This is a genomic window from Paenibacillus sp. MZ03-122A (genome assembly GCF_024213325.1).
Lineage (GTDB): Bacteria > Bacillota > Bacilli > Paenibacillales > Paenibacillaceae > Paenibacillus > Paenibacillus polymyxa_B.
The window spans coordinates 428,576-447,221 of sequence record NZ_JANAVI010000001.1 but is presented as its reverse complement, the minus strand read 5'-3'; the positions used below and the strand labels follow the sequence as shown (position 1 = coordinate 447,221).

At 41.8% G+C, this 18,646-nt stretch carries 17 protein-coding genes, 1 tRNA gene and 1 pseudogene; 5 read left to right on the top strand and 14 right to left on the bottom strand.

All coding sequences use genetic code 11. The features are described from left to right. Positions 1-787 precede the first annotated feature (787 nt). Entirely contained in the window at positions 788-1,381 is a 594-nt protein-coding gene (locus NLX74_RS02165) for a hypothetical protein (RefSeq protein ID WP_254327820.1), read from the bottom strand. A gap of 503 nt (positions 1,382-1,884) precedes the next feature. Here NLX74_RS02165 and NLX74_RS02160 point away from each other — a divergent pair. Then, positions 1,885-2,469 carry a helix-turn-helix domain-containing protein gene (locus NLX74_RS02160; protein ID WP_013370447.1) on the top strand — a complete coding sequence of 195 codons (585 nt, stop codon included), beginning with the start codon at positions 1,885-1,887 and terminating at the stop codon, positions 2,467-2,469. A gap of 206 nt (positions 2,470-2,675) precedes the next feature. On the opposite strand, the pseudogene NLX74_RS02155 reads toward NLX74_RS02160, so the two are convergent. The 3 genes and pseudogenes from NLX74_RS02155 to NLX74_RS02145 all read right to left on the bottom strand — a co-directional run. Beyond that, positions 2,676-3,857, bottom strand: a pseudogene (locus NLX74_RS02155) (ribulokinase); the annotation flags it as partial. A 382-nt stretch (positions 3,858-4,239) separates the two neighbouring features. Next, entirely contained in the window at positions 4,240-5,346 is a 1,107-nt protein-coding gene (locus tag NLX74_RS02150; protein WP_250268905.1) for a GntR family transcriptional regulator, read from the bottom strand. 198 nt (positions 5,347-5,544) lie between these two features. Next, positions 5,545-6,696 (bottom strand): sn-glycerol-1-phosphate dehydrogenase, encoded by a 1,152-nt coding sequence (locus tag NLX74_RS02145; RefSeq protein WP_254327819.1) that lies wholly within the window; start codon positions 6,694-6,696, stop codon positions 5,545-5,547. Positions 6,697-6,864: 168 nt separating this feature from the next. Between NLX74_RS02145 and NLX74_RS02140 the strand changes: the two genes are divergently transcribed. After that, complete coding sequence (locus NLX74_RS02140; protein ID WP_061828633.1) at positions 6,865-7,068, top strand: hypothetical protein; 204 nt, start codon at positions 6,865-6,867, stop codon at positions 7,066-7,068. Positions 7,069-7,198: 130 nt separating this feature from the next. Here the strand turns inward: NLX74_RS02140 and fabV are convergent, their stop codons facing one another. Further along, entirely contained in the window at positions 7,199-8,362 is a 1,164-nt protein-coding gene (fabV, locus tag NLX74_RS02135) for an enoyl-ACP reductase FabV (RefSeq protein ID WP_254327818.1), read from the bottom strand. 168 nt (positions 8,363-8,530) lie between these two features. After that, positions 8,531-8,887 carry a winged helix-turn-helix transcriptional regulator gene (locus NLX74_RS02130; RefSeq protein ID WP_069079881.1) on the bottom strand — a complete coding sequence of 119 codons (357 nt, stop codon included), beginning with the start codon at positions 8,885-8,887 and terminating at the stop codon, positions 8,531-8,533. A gap of 198 nt (positions 8,888-9,085) precedes the next feature. On the opposite strand from NLX74_RS02130, the gene NLX74_RS02125 reads away from it, so the two are divergent. Further along, positions 9,086-9,616 (top strand): NAD(P)H-dependent oxidoreductase, encoded by a 531-nt coding sequence (locus NLX74_RS02125; RefSeq protein ID WP_165176719.1) that lies wholly within the window; start codon positions 9,086-9,088, stop codon positions 9,614-9,616. Positions 9,617-9,711: 95 nt separating this feature from the next. Here the strand turns inward: NLX74_RS02125 and NLX74_RS02120 are convergent. Next, positions 9,712-9,796: transfer RNA gene (locus NLX74_RS02120), tRNA-Leu, on the bottom strand. 395 nt (positions 9,797-10,191) lie between these two features. On the opposite strand from NLX74_RS02120, the gene NLX74_RS02115 reads away from it, so the two are divergent. Further along, positions 10,192-10,632: a GNAT family N-acetyltransferase gene (locus NLX74_RS02115; RefSeq protein ID WP_254327817.1), complete on the top strand. Its 441-nt coding sequence runs from the start codon at positions 10,192-10,194 to the stop codon at positions 10,630-10,632. Between the two features lie 14 nt (positions 10,633-10,646). On the opposite strand, the gene NLX74_RS02110 is transcribed toward NLX74_RS02115, so the two are convergent. Beyond that, a complete protein-coding gene (locus NLX74_RS02110; protein ID WP_254327816.1) occupies positions 10,647-11,165 on the bottom strand; it encodes a GNAT family N-acetyltransferase in 519 nt (172 codons plus the stop codon). 70 nt (positions 11,166-11,235) lie between these two features. Beyond that, the gene (locus NLX74_RS02105; RefSeq protein WP_254327815.1) at positions 11,236-11,751 is read right to left on the bottom strand and encodes a hypothetical protein; all 516 of its coding nucleotides are present in this window, start codon (positions 11,749-11,751) and stop codon (positions 11,236-11,238) included. Between the two features lie 311 nt (positions 11,752-12,062). Here NLX74_RS02105 and NLX74_RS02100 point away from each other — a divergent pair, with 311 nt between their 5' ends. Further along, positions 12,063-12,557 carry a hypothetical protein gene (locus NLX74_RS02100; protein ID WP_254327814.1) on the top strand — a complete coding sequence of 165 codons (495 nt, stop codon included), beginning with the start codon at positions 12,063-12,065 and terminating at the stop codon, positions 12,555-12,557. Between the two features lie 178 nt (positions 12,558-12,735). On the opposite strand, the gene nspC is transcribed toward NLX74_RS02100, so the two are convergent. From nspC to NLX74_RS02075, 5 genes are all read right to left on the bottom strand, one after another. Next, the gene (gene nspC, locus NLX74_RS02095; protein ID WP_013309650.1) at positions 12,736-13,875 is read right to left on the bottom strand and encodes a carboxynorspermidine decarboxylase; all 1,140 of its coding nucleotides are present in this window, start codon (positions 13,873-13,875) and stop codon (positions 12,736-12,738) included. 8 nt (positions 13,876-13,883) lie between these two features. Beyond that, positions 13,884-15,083: a saccharopine dehydrogenase family protein gene (locus tag NLX74_RS02090; RefSeq protein WP_254327813.1), complete on the bottom strand. Its 1,200-nt coding sequence runs from the start codon at positions 15,081-15,083 to the stop codon at positions 13,884-13,886. Positions 15,084-15,398: 315 nt separating this feature from the next. Next, complete coding sequence (locus tag NLX74_RS02085) at positions 15,399-15,659, bottom strand: bacteriocin immunity protein (protein ID WP_254327812.1); 261 nt, start codon at positions 15,657-15,659, stop codon at positions 15,399-15,401. Positions 15,660-15,816: 157 nt separating this feature from the next. Next, positions 15,817-17,697 (bottom strand): molecular chaperone HtpG, encoded by a 1,881-nt coding sequence (gene htpG, locus NLX74_RS02080; RefSeq protein WP_254327811.1) that lies wholly within the window; start codon positions 17,695-17,697, stop codon positions 15,817-15,819. Between the two features lie 180 nt (positions 17,698-17,877). Further along, on the bottom strand, positions 17,878-18,501 hold the full coding sequence (locus tag NLX74_RS02075) for an SMI1/KNR4 family protein (protein ID WP_254327810.1): 624 nt from the start codon (positions 18,499-18,501) through the stop codon (positions 17,878-17,880). Positions 18,502-18,646 lie beyond the last annotated feature (145 nt).

Genomic DNA, 18,646 nt, shown 5'->3' with positions numbered 1-18,646 from the left:
CATACTTACTGTTGTTATTTTCATCCAATGTAGACAACTCATATTAATTCGGTACTTTTGTCGGTTTTAAAATCTCCAATCCCAGCCATCGCTACCTCCACCGGTTGACACATTTTTCAAATGCAATTGTTCCCGACTGTTCCTCCGAAAAGGATTGATTAAGTCAATACGATATTCATATCCACTCTTTCTCCCTGAATAAAATCAAACTGTACAATTCAATTCTGCTATTAACAATGTAAAACAACTACTATGCCAACAACCTATTCAAAAATTATTTATAAAAAGAATAAAAATTACAATAGGAAACCATATAGTAGAATAATCTCCATTAGTCAGTTGATTTGAGTCTTGTATTAGTATCACCAAATTAATCGAATAGATTTTACCAGTAATGTTTCAATAAAAAAATATAATAAATTTATTGATTTTAGTACATGGCTCGCAAATATTGAAGTTCTGTGGTGCTGCCCCATAGCTCAACCGAGTAATGATATGGATTGGATACCTTCTCCAGCTAAGATGTTTTATCTCGCCAAATGTCATAGTTATGTTACTAGACTTATAGAATTATACGTGGACGTAAAAAAGCACCTGAAATCACCAAAGGGTTTCAAGTGCTTTATAAATTTATTTTAAGTTACTCAGACAGTTGTCCATTGTGGCTTTGATTGTGACACAAAGCACACTCGTTGACAACTAGTTATTGCTAGAACAAGCGAGAATTAATCTCGTTTTTGGTTTAATAAAGCCCCTTCTCGAAAAAAGGAATATTTCATCTTCTTTATTATTTGGTTTCAGGAAAATTATCCTTGATTGGTGGAGTAGAGTCCCAGCTTATCAGTTTAATATGGTACTTATCAAGTAATTCATTTGAATTGGAAAATTGAGTATTAATAGTCCTTCCATCATTTTCAAAAACCCTTCCATCTTTTTTAATGATAAAGCCTTCTTGTTCAATAAATATAGAGTCAGCAACAGTTTGCTTATACTCGTCAGTACTATCCAAATCACCCATATAGTACTCTGCAATCCCTGGATGATAGGATATTTCTATTCTGCCGTTGACTTCTAGTAAAGGTAGTAATCTATCCCCGCTGGATAACATTTCCCTCCACTTACGATATTTGCCGCGAGCTTCATTTGAACCAATGCCATCATATTCGCATATTAAAGTATCTTGAATAACCTTTCGTTGCCCGTTAATTTCATATTCCAAACGAAATGGAAATTTCCCATATGTGATTTCAGGGTGTGAAGGATTAGGTTCTAATTGATTCCCTATGAATATTAGAAGCCAAGGTAAAGCAATGAACAATATGATTGCAAATATCAACAACAACGGAATGCTTAGATATAACAATGTTTTTTTCACTTTCATTTATACCTCTTCTCCTTCAAAGCATTTATTACGGAGTCCATTTTATGGTTTCTGACCATTTGCCAAGCCTTATATGCTTTAGAGTGCCACCACTTAATTTTATACTGCGTAGGTAAGTAAACCGTTTTTCCAGTGCCTACTTCACCCAAAGTCTTGTTCAAAATTTCGTCCGTAACTACATAATTCGTTGCACTTGCAGTATAGTTCCTATCACTTAAACCATATTTACCTAGTGAAGGTACTGCAGGATTAATTGTAATGACATTTTTATTAGTCACTATAATCCTTACAATCATAAGAGAAGAACATATTACCTTCATTTCCATAAAAAATGTTACAATTTAATATATAGGCACCTTAAACTTCCATTTTTATAGGCCAAATGGACCTTATTTTCCATAAACCGGTTAAGCCCATGGGATTAAAAGAAAATCAGGAGAGGAGTCACTTGCAAAGCCCCCTTCGGGTATAGTAGTATGTGGTTAAAAAAAATCGGAGGGTATATGCCTAAACAACAAGATAAACATTCCATTCAGGCGTGGTCTCTGATCAATCGCAAATATTTGGGAAAAGGCGTGCGTGTCAAACGTTTTCGTAAACCAACACGCTGTCAAGTGCGCAATCGCGTTTTGCTTGCCGTTTTGATGGCTAATGACATTAAACTGTCCCAACTTGCCGAGGAGCTTTCCATTTCCTCCCGTAGTGTCAGTGCGTGGGTATATGAAGGTCGCATTCCCGGCAACACTAATCTGGAAAAGACGTGTAATACACTTGGTTATCCGCACCATATTCTATTTAATGAAGAGGTTGTCCGGCGTTCACCACTCATCTGTCAACCATCGCCGTCCCGTTTTATGAAACGGACTGTGACTCGTTCTCCGGTTAAAAATCGGATCTTGGCGGGTCTGTGCATGGTACATGATATTTCGGTGACCGATGTGAGTCATTGGATTGGCGTTCACCCCGGTACATTTCGGAAATGGTTGCATCAGGGTACCGTTCCTTCGCAAACCTTCCAGGATCAGGCGGAACAGTTTTTCCGTATTCCAAAATCCATTTTGTTTGCTGATGCCATGCTGAAAAAGTAAAAATGTCCGTAAAAACGAAACGATTGTAATTTCATGAAAGTCTTTGAAAGGAACGCATTACCATCTTTCATCCACTGAGACTTTCACATCATGTAATTCACAGAATATAAAATGCAAAAAAAAGCACAGTCTGCCGATTCCTCGGTGTACTGTGCTTTTTAGATAACAGAGTTTTAAATACTTCTTGCTTATATTTTGTCAGTTTCTTAAAAATGAATGCTTGCCGTTTCAGTTGAACGTCTGGCTTCTTCCTTGATGGTCTTTAGCTTTTTCATCACCGGGTTGCCTCCACGTCCAAAGTAGTCGTGAAGACGGCTGTATTCCTCGTACAGCTTATCATACACGGCCGCGTTCTCAGGGATCGGCTTGAAGCTCTCGTCCCGTACACGAGCCATATGAAGCGCTGCTTCGACGATATCGTCGTATCCTCCAGCTTCAGCTCCCGCAGCCACTACCTCCTACCGCCGATTGTCCAGCCTCATACCCGTAATAGCCCGGAATAATTCCGTTCTCTACAACGCCACACATACCCTCTACTTCTTTTTCTTCCTCACCGAGGAGCATATGGCAAATGGAAGTTCCCATTGCCATCACTAGCTTGCCTGGTGTGACGACGCCTACTGCCGGAACAGCCGCATGTGCATCCACATTGCCTACCGCTACTGCCGTTCCCGGATTCAGTCCGAGTTTTGCAGCCATATCCTCTGTTAATCCACCTGCACGGGCACCCAAATCATAAATCTCACCGCGCAGCTTCGTATCCGTCAAATTTTCTAAACGCGGATCGAGCGCTTTGAAAAATTCACGATCCGGATAACCCTCGCGATAATGGTAAATAGACTTGTAGCCAGCTGTACACTGGTTCCGTTTCACTTCCCCACTAAGCTGGGAAATTACCCAGTCGGTCGCTTCTACAAAGAGGTCTGTTTGATTATAAATGTCCGGTGCCTCGTTCAGAATTTGCCAAATTTTTGCGATCATCCATTCGGAAGAAATTTTCCCTCCATAGCGGGGCAGAAACGTCTCTCCGCGCTGGGAGGCAATGGCTTTAAACGATCCGCTTCATCCTGTGCTGCATGATGCTTCCACAGTTTCACCCAACTATGCGGGTTATCTTTCAGGTTCTCCTCAAAGCACAACGGTTGTCCTTGCGCGTCGATCGGCAGCATCGTGCATGCTGTAAAATCAATTCCGATCCCGATGATATCGTCTGGAGAAATGCCAGTCTCCTTCATAACGGCAGGTATAGAAATAGTCAGCACTTCAATATAATCAGCCGGATGTTCCAGCGCCCAATCCATTTCCAATTTGCGTCCGCTACCAGGCAGCACTTCATCCATAACTCCATGACGGTAAGGTGTTACATGTGTAGCAATTTCAGCTCCGTCAGATCCATACTTCCTTTTTCAATTGTTCTAATATGTATAAGACACACCTTTTACTATCATTTCTGAAATCTGCAATGGAGGAGGTGACTGAAACTAACTTCAAATGGAAAATTACAGGAAGGTCTTAACGACCCTTTATCCTTGGTTCCGCTTTCATTATACGATTGTATGTACAACTTGGCTAGTCTTTTTATGTGTTTCTTCGATAGATTTATGTACTCATTTTCAGAGAAAATATAGCAAAAACAGTCTATTTCTGCAATCCAGAAAACAGACTGTTCGGTATGACGAGAAACATGCCATCAAATATTAAGCGTTAAAGCTGTATACTTACTAACTTGTCCTTACATGTTAAGAAATAAAACCTACTGATCTTTTCAGCCTAGTGTTCTCCAGGCATGACCTGGACAGGCCCAGTAGATTCACGAACGATGAGCTCAGGCGGTAGAATTAACTGACGATCTTCTTCATGGTACCCCTTCTCTTCAATCATCGACAGCATGGTATCGGCAGCACGTAACCCCAATTCTTCCTTTGGATGCCGAATTGTCGTTAGCTTGATTTCCGTTGCTGTCGCCAAAAATGAATCATCAAACCCAACCAACGATAGATCATTGGGAATGTTCAGGCCCACCGAACGTACAATATCCAGGAGTCGAACAGCCAGCTCATCATTGTAGGTCACCCATCCAGTAGGACGCTCTCCCGCCTCCATCGCCAATAGCCTCGACGCACGTTGTAGCGGAATCTCATTTTTTTCTTCTGTCCGGTAAGTCGTTACTGCGTTCGGGTGTAATGTCACACCATATTTGCGGTGAGCGGCCACAAATCCCTTCATACGAAGAATCCCCTGCATATCATCGGTTTTGAAAAATCCGGCCAAGCGTCGGTGCCCCAGCTTAATCAGATGCTCGGCTGCCAAAAAACCACCCTTTTCATCATCTACTCGCAGACATGGCGCATCCATTTCCTCATAACGCGCATTGATCATCAAATAAGGGATTTGGCGATTTTCCACGGTTAAATAATAGTTCAGATTGGGGTTACGCTCTCCACTTTTGGTCGGTTCGATAATAATTCCGCTCAGCGGTTGACTCAACAGCATCTCCAGGCACTGACTCTCTTGCTCAGGGTCATTACCTGTGCTTGACAGCAGCATCTTATAGCCCTGACGACTCAATTTGGATTCGATTCCCTGTACAATGGATGGGAAAATATAATCCGATATATAGGTTGTAATGACTCCAATCGTCTTTGGATCTTCGGGCTGCTTACTATCCCGTGTCGCGACAAAGGTCCCCTTGCCTTGCATCCGCAACAGCCAACCTTCTTGCACCAGCTCACCCAGCGCCTGACGCACCGTTTGCCGACTAACGGCAAATTGTTCAGACATTTCATGCTCAGATGGAAGCTGGCTTTGTGGTTCCAGTTTGGATGAATGAATCCAGGACAAAATTTCCTGTTTAACTTGTATATATTTGGGCGCCATAATTTCCTCCGTACTTGCAATATCGTGTACCTGTTCATATTCCACGATTATAGCATACCGTTCATTTGTACATACAAATGTTACAGCAACAGGATATCGTCGTATTGCTGCCGGAGGTGTAAACCCATTCGCTTATCCCTTCCTTGCCACACATGAGTGGCTGAATATCTAAAGGACAATTTGTGTAGAGGTTGCACATTACGAACGAAGCAATTGATGTTCATTCATATACTTAAGTCCAGTATAGCGATCACGCAAGGTATAAGCTGTGCGCAATGCACGAGCAAGCTGTTCCTCCGTAACCCCCAGCTCGGCAATGGTAGATGGGCCTCCGACTTGAGCCAGCCATGCACGCATCTGCTCCGACGTAGGCAATTCCCGATACACCTTAAATGCCTCTACATCCTGACTGGCTGCTAAATCCCTGTACAGGTCAGACAGCAATGCGGATGCTACGCCCACTTTGGCACCATGCAAAACTTGCTTGCGTCCCTCTGCGATAAAATCCATTTCAATTCGGTGGGAAATATGGTGCTCTCCCCCTGACGCTGGACGAGAATGATCTATCATCAGCATCGAAATACCGGATGCAATCAGCGCATTCATCAATACCTCGACCCCAGCCTTGCTACCTGCCGCAATCTCATTGACATGTTCTATACAGGCACGCAAAGCCTCCTCGGTAATGCGATTAGCCACAGGTGAATACGGCTCGTTTCCCAAATCTCTGGAAACATGCCAGTCCGCTAGTGAGGTGAACTTACCGAGCATATCGCCAAAACCAGCCGCAGTCATCGTTTGTGGGGCGTTTGCCAGCACGGACAAATCAGCAAAGATCGCCTCTGGCGGAACTGCTTGGAATGTCTGCTTGCTGCCGTCCACAATTAGTGGTGCGCCTGCGGAGGTAAAACCATCCACCGAAGCAGCCGTCGGTACTGACAAGAACGGACGATTCATTTTATAACATACGAAGCGAACCAGATCATGAATCGTGCCAGAGCCTACAGCAAGTACGGCCTGACTCTTATCCACCACACCCAGCAGCACTTTCATAATGTAGGTTTCATCAGCAATGACATCCCCTAGAGCATTCGGAGGTAAGCGGACTACATCAACTGTCAAACCTGCCTCACGAATCAGCTCAGCTACTTTTTTTCCAGCCGCCACTGAAGTATGCTCATCTTCTACCAGAGTTACATGACGATAATCCTGTTGGTTCAGATAAGGAACAACAGAGTCCAGTGCTCCATCCCGTACCTCAATAAACAATTCAACCTTTCGGTGAGGATGATCAGCGTTACTAGCCTGCGCCTCTTCGTTCCAAAGCTTGATCTGCTCATTCATATTCATTTCATCTACCTCCTAAAAAAGGAATAATTTGCACAAGAATGATCCATAATGATTAATAGATTCCGTTTGAAAACGATTACTATTCAATTGTACGCACAAGTGTATGTCCAAGTCCAGCGAAAAAGTACAAGTTGCTTTTTAATTTATACATTCGAAAGGAACATGTTTATGAAATTTGGAACGGATATTGCCTGCGCACTTGGGTTACTGGCAGGTACAACGTTTGGCAGTGGTATTGCTTTTTTGTTCGGCTGGCAAGCTTATCGAGCTCTGACTTCTGTTGCAGTCTTTGGCGTTGTGGGGATTGTCATTACCATTGCCGTTTTTCGCTTGCTGCACCGTAAGTCACTTTCCACGTCTAATTCTCGATAAATACTGCCGGTGAAACGAGTGCAACTTGTTTTTTTGCCAATATACATAAAAAACGGGTCTCTTAAGCAATTGTATCGCTTGAGAGTACCCGTTTTTGTTTTACAAATATCACTTATGAAAGTGTATCACCCTATGGATTAACGTCTAATTCATAATCAATTTCATCAAACCCGAATCCAAATAATTGGAGGAAATCCAGACGGTATTGTTCGAGATCACCCAATTCAGATACGTTTTCTGTAGTGATTTCGGACCAAGCTGCTTTGACAGCCTGCTGCACATCGTCTCTCATTTCCCAGTTATCCAGCCGAATGCGTCCTTCTTCATCCGTTTCCACAGTGGACCCACTGTATAGCGTTTCGAACAGACGTTGCGCCTGCTCAATACATCCCTCGTGCAGTCCCTTTTCCTTCATGACCTTAAACAGCAAAGAAATATACAAAGGTACGACTGGAATAGCCGAACTGGATTGTGTAACCAAAGCTTTATTCACAGAAACGTAAGCTTTTCCATGATGACGCTCCAGTTGCTTTGTTAAAGTATGTGCTGTAGCTTCCAAATCATTTTTAGCTTGGCCAATGGTTCCTTTACGATAGATAGCCTCCGTAATTTCGGGACCAATATACGAGTAAGCCAGTGTGGTTACCCCTTCAGCCAGCAGATCAGCTTCTTCCAACGCTTTTAGCCACAAGGACCAATCTTCGCCACCCATTACCGTGATGGTGTTCTCAATTTCCTCCTGCGTAGCCGGTTCTAGCGTAATTTCTGATACGACACCTGTATTCGTATTCACTGTTTTATTAGAAAAAGACTGTCCGATAGGCTTGAGAACGGAATTAAAGGTCTCACCTGTATCGGGATGTGTCCGTCGCGGTGAAGCGACACTATATACAATCAGGTCTACCTTGCCCAGCTTTTCCTTTACCAGCTTCAACGTCTCCTGCTTAATTTCATGAGAAAAAGCATCTCCATTAATGCTTTCTGCTATGTAGCCGGCTGCTCTGGCCGCTCTTTCAAAGGCTACCGTATTATACCAGCCTGCTGAAGCCGTGCGCCCCTCAGATGCGGGACGTTCATAGGATACCCCTATGGTGTCCGCTCCCAGACCGAAGCTCGCAGCAATACGAGAAGCCAGCCCGTATCCAGTAGATGCTCCGATCACAAGCACCTTTTTAGCTCCTTGTATTGATGTGCTGTCTTTGATGTAGTTGATCTGACGGTTAACATGAGCCGCGCATCCTGCAGGATGTGCAGTCGTACATATAAAACCACGGATTTTCGGTTTAATAATCATTGCAAGGGTCCCCCTACTTTAGCATTCATTTAATATGGATGTAATGGTTGTCCAGTCATAACTATATAGCAAATCAGCTTGCGGCTCAACACATAACATAACACTTGAAGACAGCCGAAGAAAACTACCGTAAACATCATAGTCTGCAACGCTTTTTTACTCCACTATTCATTTTGAATCATTTTCTAACAACATCACATCTTCTCCTTGCTGTTGTCTTATTTGGATATTAGCCCTTCCCCAAGAACACATTAAGTCAATAATTTCATTTGCTGTAATTCCATATTCCGTTATATAATACTCCACTTTTGGAGGCATTTGATTATACACATGTCTACCTATGATACCATCCTTTTCAAGTTCGCGAAGTTGCTGTATAAGAACCTTTTGAGAAATGCCTGAAATACTACGCTGTAATTCACTTGTCCTTTTTCTACCAGACATTAATAAACATATGATTAATGATTTCCATTTACCTCCGATGATCTCAAGTGTTGCTTCTATGCCTAAATTATATTGTTTCATAGTACCACCTCTTCAACGCTAAAAAATAACAAAGTTTATCTAATTAATTCTATAATCGCATATCTTCACTTTAAGTCCAATGCATACTTTCAAGTAACTATCTTACTTTATTGTGTGTATTTACTTTTTTTGAAGCATACAGAATAATAATAGAGCATCTATAAAGGCAAATATGTTACGTAAGAAAGGTGATTTATGATGAAAACTCTTGTGATTTTAGCTCATCCCAATATCGAAGATTCTAGAGTAAATAACAGATGGAAACGAGAATTACTTCAATATACCAATGAAATTACAATTCATGAGATTTATAAAGAGTATCCAAACTGGAGCATTGATGTTTTGAAAGAACAACAGCTACTTGAAGCATACGATAATGTCATATTTCAATTCCCTTTGTATTGGTATAGTTACCCTCCTTTATTAAAAAAGTGGTTCGATGATGTTTTTACCCATGGATGGGCTTATGGTTCAAAGGGTGATAAGTTAAAAGGAAAGAAGCTAGGGATAGCCATGTCCATTGGCGATAAAAAAGAAAATTACTTACCTACTGGTTCCGTTTCTTTTACTGTAGATGAAGTTATAGCACCTTTTAAGGCAAGCGCAGTGCATGTTGGCGCCATAACATTACCCTATTTCGCTGTCTTCGGAGCCTCGTTTCAAGCAAGCGACGAAGACATTGATCAGAGTGCAAAAGACTATATTAAATATATATTTCAGTATAAATAAAATAGTTATATAATGGTACGCGCATCTTAACCATATAAAAACAGGCTCTTGGTGGCATCCAGCCAATCCAAGAACCTGTAAATGTTAGGCTATGATGCGGTCGAGAGGACTCGAACCTCCACGGGGGGTTAGCCCACACGGACCTGAACCGTGCGCGTCTGCCAATTCCGCCACGACCGCATATTATGTATTCACAACCGATGTTTTTCAATCACGGTAATTTAGATTATATCTTCCATAGAACATAAAATCAAGCTATTTTTATATTATATTTTCTATGAATCATTTCCGTAAATATAAGAAAATCACTGGATATCACAAACCAGATATGGTAAAATGGGTCCATCAGGAAAGGAGGTGCGTCAACATCAATAATCACATGTTGAGCGTATCCCTTACCCGGTCCGTTATTCTCTAATTTACAGAGTTGACGGAGGCGCGGGATACGGATCAAAGCTTTAATTAAGCGCCACGGGTAGAAAGACCGTCTACGGACGGTCTTTTTTATTTCAACATCATCTTTCTCATACTTGACTATCGGAATAGGATTACATACTGTGAAAAGAGGCGTTAAGATGTCGATTAGACCCGCGAATGTAGAAGAGTTCAAGGAACTGGCAGCCATCTGGCTGGATGCTTCCGTAGAAGCCCACCATTTTATTGCTCCGCAGTATTGGGCATCACAAGCTACTGAGATGGAGAACAGGTACCTTCCCCTCGCTCAAAACTACGTTATCATACAAGATGATCATAGCATTGGCGGCTTCGTTTCCATGTTGGATGGATACTTGGCAGCTCTATTTATACGTGTTGATTCTCAAAGAAAAGGCTACGGCCAGTTACTACTAGATTGGATCAAGAAGCAACATAATGAGATTCAATTAAAGGTATACCAGTCGAACACAAAAGCATTCAACTTCTATACTAAAAATGGATTTACCATTCAAGCGGAATCTATTGATACCGAAACTGACGAGAAAGAATTTGTAATGGTATGGACAAAACATGAACGATAATGAAGCACCATTAGCTATACAATCTTTTTATTTAACCCATAGACCTCGGTATATAAAATCTTTTTAAACGGAGCAAAATCCTGTTCAGCCAGCGCACCTGGATAGCTCATAATTTGAAGCCGCAGATCAGCCTGTCCTTCTCTTAATGGGGGTTGTACATAGTCAAAATGGTTCAGATGAAACCCCAGGCGTTCATAAAAACCAATTCTTCTCCGAGTCCATTCATCCACTGGCGGCTCAACCTCCAGTACTACCGGTTTACCGGACTGTGAAATAAACTTGCTCATAAGCTCTTTACCTAACCCTCCACCTCGTATACGGGAATCTACGGCAATATGCTCTACAAACCGAAAATGCGCAAATTCCCAGCCCGCCAAAAAGGCAATTGTTTGCCCTTGTTCGTTCTTTTCGGTAAGTAAACGATAACATGGATGATGAAGAAGAGCCCTCTGTGACTCGAATGTCCTGCATTCCGTTTCAGGAAAAGAAGCCTCCATAATCGCATATACTTGAGAGAATTCAAGTTCATTCATTTATACTTTCAACTCCTCTAACGTTAACTTGTTGGTCTACTAATGTCATTTACATTAGGGCCCTAACCCTTTAGACCTTGTTTAATTCCATAAGCGTCAGCAATATGTGTTCCAACAGCTCTGGAATGTCTTCCATCTGATCTTCGTTAATTTGTCTGGAAAATCGGAGTTCAATCCTGTTTTGGTATGTAGACATCTTTTCTCCGTAAATCTGACTAAGCGTTTGTACCGGTTGAAGATCGGGCTTCCAAATTTCGGTCAGTACATTTTCAATCCGGCTGCATTGTGACTCAATCTCACGAATTTCCATGTGAAAACTCAGCAACAAGACACATCCCGGAATTTGATCTTTAATTTCCAAAATTTCCGCAGCCAAGTTGTTTAAATCCATCTTTAGTTGAAGTTCTGCTGTCACACTCGGCTGTTCCCTCAGTCTGAACTGTACGCCAAATTCACGCGACATCACAGACATTTCCAATCTGTCGATTCGCTGCGTAATGTCAATACGTGAATCCAGATTATCCAGATCGTATACTGTATTTTCCATGGCGACTTTTAAATTGTCAAAAATGGTCGGATCGAACATGTGCAATTCACCTCTGCCTATCGTTACAATTTATTTCCCCAACTCATGTCGAAGTTTGTTCCTAATCCAATGAAGTATACCATATATATTTTCCTCCAAGAAATCTAACCTTTGAACAGAACCCCTAGGACAAACTTGTGAACACACAAAATGCAATTTTGTAACAAAATGTTCTATTATATTTATTTTATTGATAAATATCCCTTTTTATCATTCCAATTTGCTGGTAAATAATATACAATAGTCCATGTTGTTTACTAATATATTCATATAAATGAATATAAATCCCAAAAAAGAGAGGGCTCTTATTCATGAAAAAAACGTTGTTAGCTTCATTAGGTCTTACACTTATGCTGAGTACTACTGCAGGTGCTGCTTTTGCTGCAGAAGCAGATTCTACATCAAACAAGCAACTAAATACTGCCTCTTCCCTTACTGGACATGAACAGGAACCAAATGACAGTTTTGAAGAAGCTAACTTACAGCTAATAGGAGATTCTGTTATTGGGTCCTTAGGAGAAAGCATAAACGGGACCTGGGAAGCCTACGATGTTTATAAATTCAAGTCTTTTGAAGCAGGTACAGTTGAATTTGTAATTGAGGGTGAAAAGTATTCCGATGGATGGTTGCAACTAACTCTTTACGATAACAATGGAAAAAGAATTAAACGTTCAAAAGACGGCCAATACTTTTTAACAAAAGCGCTTGATGGCGATCAAGAATACTACCTTGTTGTTGAATCACCGGGCATTCAACCAGGAGGACATGTATTCTGGTATAAACTTTCTTCTAGAATTGTAGATTAAACAAAAACCTACTGATCAACCTTCTTCATGCCTGCCTACTGTCGTACTAGTATAAACATACAGAAGGCAAATAAAACATAACTACGCCAAAAAGCCTCACCCCTTTCTCAAGGGGCGAGGCTTTTGTAGTTCAGTCATTCTATTCGGTGCACTCAGTTCTTTTACCCCTGTGGAAGTCTTACGACAAACGTGAGCTAAAGTCCTCGTAGGAAAACTGACGGATTACCTTAATGCCTTCTTCGTCGTTGTAGCTGGCGATGGCTGGCAGGTTGACTCCGTTGAACATATGGTTTTTGACCATCGTATAATGGGCCATGTCGCAGAATACAAGCTTGTCTCCCGGCTTCAATGGCTCTTTAAAGGAATAGTCTCCAATCACATCTCCAGCCAAGCACGTAAGTCCACCAAGTCTGTAGGTGTAAGCATACTCGCCAGGCTTGCCTGCATCAATGATATTTGGGCGATATGGCATAGCCAGCACGTCAGGCATATGACATTCAGCCGAAGTATCCAGAATGGCAATATCCATTCCGTTTTTCATCGTATCCAATACGGTTGCCACCAGATATCCAGTATTCAAAGCAATAGCTTCGCCTGGCTCCAGATAAACCTGCACACCATATTTATCCTGAAAATATTGAATACAGCGTACCAGCGTGTCCAGATCATAGTCTTCTCTGGTAATATGGTGACCGCCGCCGAAATTGAGCCATTTCATGTTCTTAATGTATGGTCCGAATTTCTCATCCACGACTTTAATGGTACGCTCTAGCGTATCTGAATTCTGTTCACACATTGTATGAAAATGAATACCGTCCACGCCATCCAGATCCTCAGGTCTAAAGTTAGCCAGGGTCACACCCATTCTGGAGTTGTTGTAGCAAGGATCATACAGCGGCGTTTCGATTTCCGAATATTCTGGATTAACCCGAATGCCGATGTCGATTTTTTTGGAAGTTACGCCTTGCACTCTGCTTTTGTAGCGTTTCAGTTGATCAAAGGAGTTAAAAACAATATGGTCAACATACTCCAATAGCTCATCAAATTCACTGTCAACATAAGCAGGTGCGTATACGTGAACCTCTTTGTCCATTTTTTCGCGACCAAGTCGTGCTTCGAACAACGAACTGGAGGTTACGCCTTTTAAGTATTTGCCAACCAGAGGAAAGGTCGAAAACATCGAAAATCCCTTAAGAGCGAGCAAAATACTGCAGCCTGTCCGCTCTTGAACGGAATTTAAAACCTCAAGGTTTTTGACAAGAAGTCTTTCGTCAACAAGATAACAAGGTGATGGAAGTCCTGTAATATCAATATTCATCGCAGACCTCAATCAAGCAACGTTGGCGTAAAGTTCTCTTGCCATGGCAATCCGTGTTTATTTAGTGCTTCCATAAATGGATCTGGATCAAATTCCTCAACGTTGTAAACGCCTGATTTTTTCCAGATACCTTTGATGATAAGCATTGCGCCGATCATGGCAGGAACACCAGTTGTGTAAGAAATGGCTTGGGAGCCAACCTCTGCAAAACATTCCTCATGATCACAAACATTGTAAACATAATACGTTTTTGGTTTTCCATCTTTCACGCCTTGGATGATGCAACCAATGTTCGTTTTGCCTTTTGTTCTTGGTCCCAGAGAAGCCGGGTCTGGCAAAATAGCTTTTAGGAATTGCAGTGGAATGATTTGTTGTCCTTCGTAATCAATAGGCTCGATCGAAGTCATGCCTACGTTTTGAAGTACATTCAAATGATTCAGATAATTGTCCGAGAACGTCATCCAGAAGCGGATTTTTTTCACGCCTTTAATATTCACTGCAAGAGATTCCAGTTCTTCATGGTACAAAAGATATATATTTTTCGGTCCAATTTCAGGAAGGTCGTATACCTTTTTCTCAGATAGTGGCTCAGTTTCAATCCATTCTCCGTTTTCAAAGTAACGGCCCTTCGCCGTAATTTCACGAATATTGATTTCCGGATTAAAATTAGTTGCAAAAGGATATCCGTGATCCCCTGCATTCGCATCCACAATATCAATCGTATGAATTTCATCAAAGTAGTGCTTTTGAGCATAAGCCGTAAATACTCCAGTTACGCCTGGATCAAAACCGCTGCCCAGCAGAGCTGTAATTCCTGCTTTTTCGAATCTTTCTTTGTAGGCCCATTGCCAGCTGTATTCAAACTTCGGCGTATCCGGCGGTTCATAGTTCGCCGTATCAACGTAATGAACACCTGTCTCAAGGCAAGCATCCATTATCGTCAAATCCTGATAAGGGAGAGCCACATTGATAACTACATCCGGTTGAAAGCTTCGAATCAAGTCAATGACCATGTCGGTGTTGTCAGCATCAAGCTGAGCCGTTTGGATCTTCGTACGACCTCCACCCAGCTTCTCTTTAAGCGCATCGCATTTCTCAACAGTTCTGCTTGCGATACAAATTTCTTCAAATACATCTGGGTTTTGGCAACATTTATGCACCACAACGCTGGCCACGCCACCGGCGCCAATAATCAATGCTTTTCCCAAAATAAATAACCTCCTTATTCCATACGCTAATCGCTAATCATTCTTGCAAACAAAATGATTATAAAGACATCCCACCAAATAATCAAGAAAAACGACAATTTGCTGTGTCAAAATTCACAGGAGCATGTCACAAAAACTTTACAAACCCCAAAATTAGGCATAAAAACTCCGTAAAGTGTGCAGAAAACAAACATTACCCCATACACTCCAGGGAAGTCAGCACGCATTTAACGGAAGTTTTTTTGAATCTAATGCTCATAGTTCTAAAGAGTTAATACTATCTTATTTCTAAACAAAAGACCACCCCTCCGCATCCTATGCAGAAGATTCATGGGGTGGTAAAATAATGGGCTGATAGCGTAATGCCTCATCTACGATCTCAGCTGCACTCAAATCACGATCATCCCAGTAGATCAAATTACTGATCCCCGGATGGAGCGTATTTTGCTTCACTATGGTCAGCATGCTGTCGATTTCCTCTTCTGTTCCCTCACCTCTGATGATTTTTCCCACTAACTCTATAAGCTCACTTCGGTCCAAATTTTGGAGTTCCTTTCTATCTCTATCCAGACTCATATAATTGCCCTCCTTTGTATTGAGTATGATCGGCATTGTGTGGGCCCATCCCTTCTTCTGTAAGCGCTATATGGCCTATTATGGAGATTTAAGAAGTGTTTATGATAAATAAAGCCGCCCCCAGTATGGGAACGGCTCTATACAGTAATAAAGCTTGTTAAACCATGATTTTGCAAATATCGTTCGTGAATTCAACCGGATCTTGCAGTGGCAAGCCTTCGATCAGCAAAGCCTGATTATACAGTAATGCCGTATAGAGGTTTACCTTCTCCTTATCCTTGTCAAAAGCTTCTTTCAAAGAGTTGAACACCGCATGGTTTACGTTGATTTCCAGCACTTTATTCGCTTTGACATCGGCGTTATTAGGCATGGCGTTCAAGATTTTTTCCATCTCAATCGTCACTTCGCCGTCTGCGGACAGACATACCGGATGTGTCTTCAAGCGCTTGGAGGCTTTAACACTGGATACCTTGCCTTCCAGCAAGCCCTTCATGTACTCGAACAGCTCTTTGTTGTCGTTTTGTTCTGCTTCTGTTTCTTTATCGTTTTCGTCAGGCTCAATGCCCAGATCGCCGCTCGATACAGATTTGAATTCTTTCTCTTTGTAGCTTAAGAGCATTTTAATAGCGAACTCATCAATATCATCGGTGAAATACAGAATTTCGTAGCCTTTGTCAGCCACCATTTCGGTTTGCGGCAGTTTTTCAATACGCTCATTGGACTCCCCGGAAGCATAATAAATATACTTCTGATCCTCTGGCATACGCGATACGTATTCGTCCAAAGTAACCTGCTTTTTCTCTGTAGAAGAGTAGAACATGAGCAGATCCTGGAGAGTTTCTTTATGTCTGCCGTAATCGTTGTAGACACCAAATTTCAATTGTCTGCCAAATGATTTGTAGAATTGATCATATTTCTCCCGGTCATTTTTGAGCAAGGTCAGCAATTGACCTTTGATTTTGCTTTCGATATTTTTAGCAATCAGCTTCAGCTGACGGTCATGCTGCAGCATTTCTCTGGAAATGTTGAGCGACAGGCTTTCGGAGTCGACCATCCCTTTGACAAAGCTAAAATAATCCGGCAGCAGGTCAGGAGATTTTTCCATAATCAGCACACCGTTGGCATACAACTCCAGCCCTTTTTCATATTCCTTGGAGTAGAAATCAAAAGGAATATTTTCAGGAATAAACAGAATAGCTTGGTACACTACCGCGCCATCCGCACTGACGTGGATATGCTGGAGCGGCTTGTCGTAGCCATAGCGTTTTTCCGCGTAGAAATTTTGATAATCCTCGTCGGTCAGCTCGCTTTTGTTTTTTCTCCAGATAGGAACCATGCTGTTAATACGCTGTTCTTCTTCGTAATCCTCGAACTCGTTGTCGCTTCCCTCTTTCAGACGCTTGCCTGTAATATCCATTTTAATCGGATAGCGGATAAAGTCGGAGTATTTTTTAATCAGTGCTTTTAAACGGTACTCGTCCAAATATTCATCGTAGGACTCATCTTCGGTGTTTGCCTTGATTTTCAGAACTATCTCGGTTCCGACCTCGTCCTTCTCAGCTGCCTCAATGGTATACCCGTCTGCACCTGTGGATTCCCATTTATATGCAGTATTGCTTCCCAAAGCCTTGGTAGTCACTGTAACCACATCTGCTACCATGAAAGCTGAATAGAAGCCAACGCCGAATTGACCGATGATGTCATGACCATCCTTGGATTCATTTTCATTTTTGAATGCCAATGAACCGCTTTTAGCAATAACACCCAGGTTATTTTCTAGTTCTTCCTTGGTCATACCAATCCCGGTATCACGCAGGGTTAGCGTTCTGTTATCCTTATCGGCAGTTACTTTGATATAATAATTTTCTTTGTCAAAGACCAGTTGATCATCCGTCAATGCTTTGTAATAAATTTTGTCAATCGCATCACTTGCATTGGAGATCAGCTCTCTTAGGAAAATTTCCTTTTGCGTGTAAATCGAGTTAATCATCATTTCGAGCAGACGCTTGGACTCAGCCTGAAACTGTTTTTTCTCCATTCGGATATCTCCTTTCAAATATGAACCTATGTAAGGCCAGCAGATATGAGCTATGCAAACGATTCAACTTTGTTAGCACTCCCATCATTCGAGTGCTAGCCTACCTTTTTTATATCATTCCTCATTTTTTATGTCAATATCTCGGTCGGCTAAACATTAAAATTACATTTCAGGAAATCGCTAGTGTCTAATGTGCTTAAACATCACGTTAAACATTTCGACAGAAGATGGAAACAGTCCCTGTACATGGGGAAGCAGATTACTCCTGATCCGAAGCTCATCCTCATTCAAATGCTGTAGGTCCTCATGAAAGAACCAAACAATAGGATAATCGCCGTCCTTATGTCTGCTGCCTGCATTTAAACAAACGGGACCCTGGTCGTCCTCTGCTATTGCAAAAGGAATGTAGCCTGCTGATAGAAGAGGTGACCATTGATCAAGCAAATCATAAAATGCCTTTAAGCCTTGACCTACAGGCAGACGTGGGAACTCAACAAACGTACAATCGCTCCAGTATACTCCCGGGATGGACTCATTATCGAATTGTAAAGATACATAATGGTAGGACATGATAAAACTCCTCAACAGGGGCGGCAGCTCAAAATGGTATTTTTTCTCCATCTCCCGAACTTCCTGTTCAGTAATCTGTGAAAGGAGAGGCTTCCACTTGATCCATCCCTCCTCGTCAACATTCCCATCACGCATTTCCATCGGTACATTTTCTTCCACATCCATAAAAAAGGCTTCATCCATCTGAGCAAATAGTTCCTTCATGAATGTACGAATATCCGCTTTCTTGTCCATGTCTTCACACCTCTTCCCTCTCTATTCACATTTTGCATCATGGGTTAATGCCAAATGCCCTCTATCTGAAAATAGCATTGTAATCATGTGCTGCTACACTTTTTAAGTTCAGCTTATCAGAACTTGCTTTTATCACCATTTGCGG

Excerpts from the sequence above, each read along its gene's own strand:
- NLX74_RS02165 (WP_254327820.1), bottom strand. The coding sequence starts at position 1,381 with ATGAAAGTGAAAAAAACATTGTTATATCTAAGCATTCCGTTGTTGTTG.
- NLX74_RS02160 (WP_013370447.1), top strand. The coding sequence starts at position 1,885 with ATGCCTAAACAACAAGATAAACATTCCATTCAGGCGTGGTCTCTGATC.
- NLX74_RS02150 (WP_250268905.1), bottom strand. The coding sequence starts at position 5,346 with ATGGCGCCCAAATATATACAAGTTAAACAGGAAATTTTGTCCTGGATT.
- NLX74_RS02145 (WP_254327819.1), bottom strand. The coding sequence starts at position 6,696 with ATGAATATGAATGAGCAGATCAAGCTTTGGAACGAAGAGGCGCAGGCT.
- NLX74_RS02140 (WP_061828633.1), top strand. The coding sequence starts at position 6,865 with ATGAAATTTGGAACGGATATTGCCTGCGCACTTGGGTTACTGGCAGGT.
- fabV (WP_254327818.1), bottom strand. The coding sequence starts at position 8,362 with ATGATTATTAAACCGAAAATCCGTGGTTTTATATGTACGACTGCACAT.
- NLX74_RS02130 (WP_069079881.1), bottom strand. The coding sequence starts at position 8,887 with ATGAAACAATATAATTTAGGCATAGAAGCAACACTTGAGATCATCGGA.
- NLX74_RS02125 (WP_165176719.1), top strand. The coding sequence starts at position 9,086 with ATGAAAACTCTTGTGATTTTAGCTCATCCCAATATCGAAGATTCTAGA.
- NLX74_RS02115 (WP_254327817.1), top strand. The coding sequence starts at position 10,192 with ATGTCGATTAGACCCGCGAATGTAGAAGAGTTCAAGGAACTGGCAGCC.
- NLX74_RS02110 (WP_254327816.1), bottom strand. The coding sequence starts at position 11,165 with ATGAATGAACTTGAATTCTCTCAAGTATATGCGATTATGGAGGCTTCT.
- NLX74_RS02105 (WP_254327815.1), bottom strand. The coding sequence starts at position 11,751 with ATGTTCGATCCGACCATTTTTGACAATTTAAAAGTCGCCATGGAAAAT.
- NLX74_RS02100 (WP_254327814.1), top strand. The coding sequence starts at position 12,063 with ATGAAAAAAACGTTGTTAGCTTCATTAGGTCTTACACTTATGCTGAGT.
- nspC (WP_013309650.1), bottom strand. The coding sequence starts at position 13,875 with ATGAATATTGATATTACAGGACTTCCATCACCTTGTTATCTTGTTGAC.
- NLX74_RS02085 (WP_254327812.1), bottom strand. The coding sequence starts at position 15,659 with ATGAGTCTGGATAGAGATAGAAAGGAACTCCAAAATTTGGACCGAAGT.
- htpG (WP_254327811.1), bottom strand. The coding sequence starts at position 17,697 with ATGGAGAAAAAACAGTTTCAGGCTGAGTCCAAGCGTCTGCTCGAAATG.
- NLX74_RS02075 (WP_254327810.1), bottom strand. The coding sequence starts at position 18,501 with ATGGACAAGAAAGCGGATATTCGTACATTCATGAAGGAACTATTTGCT.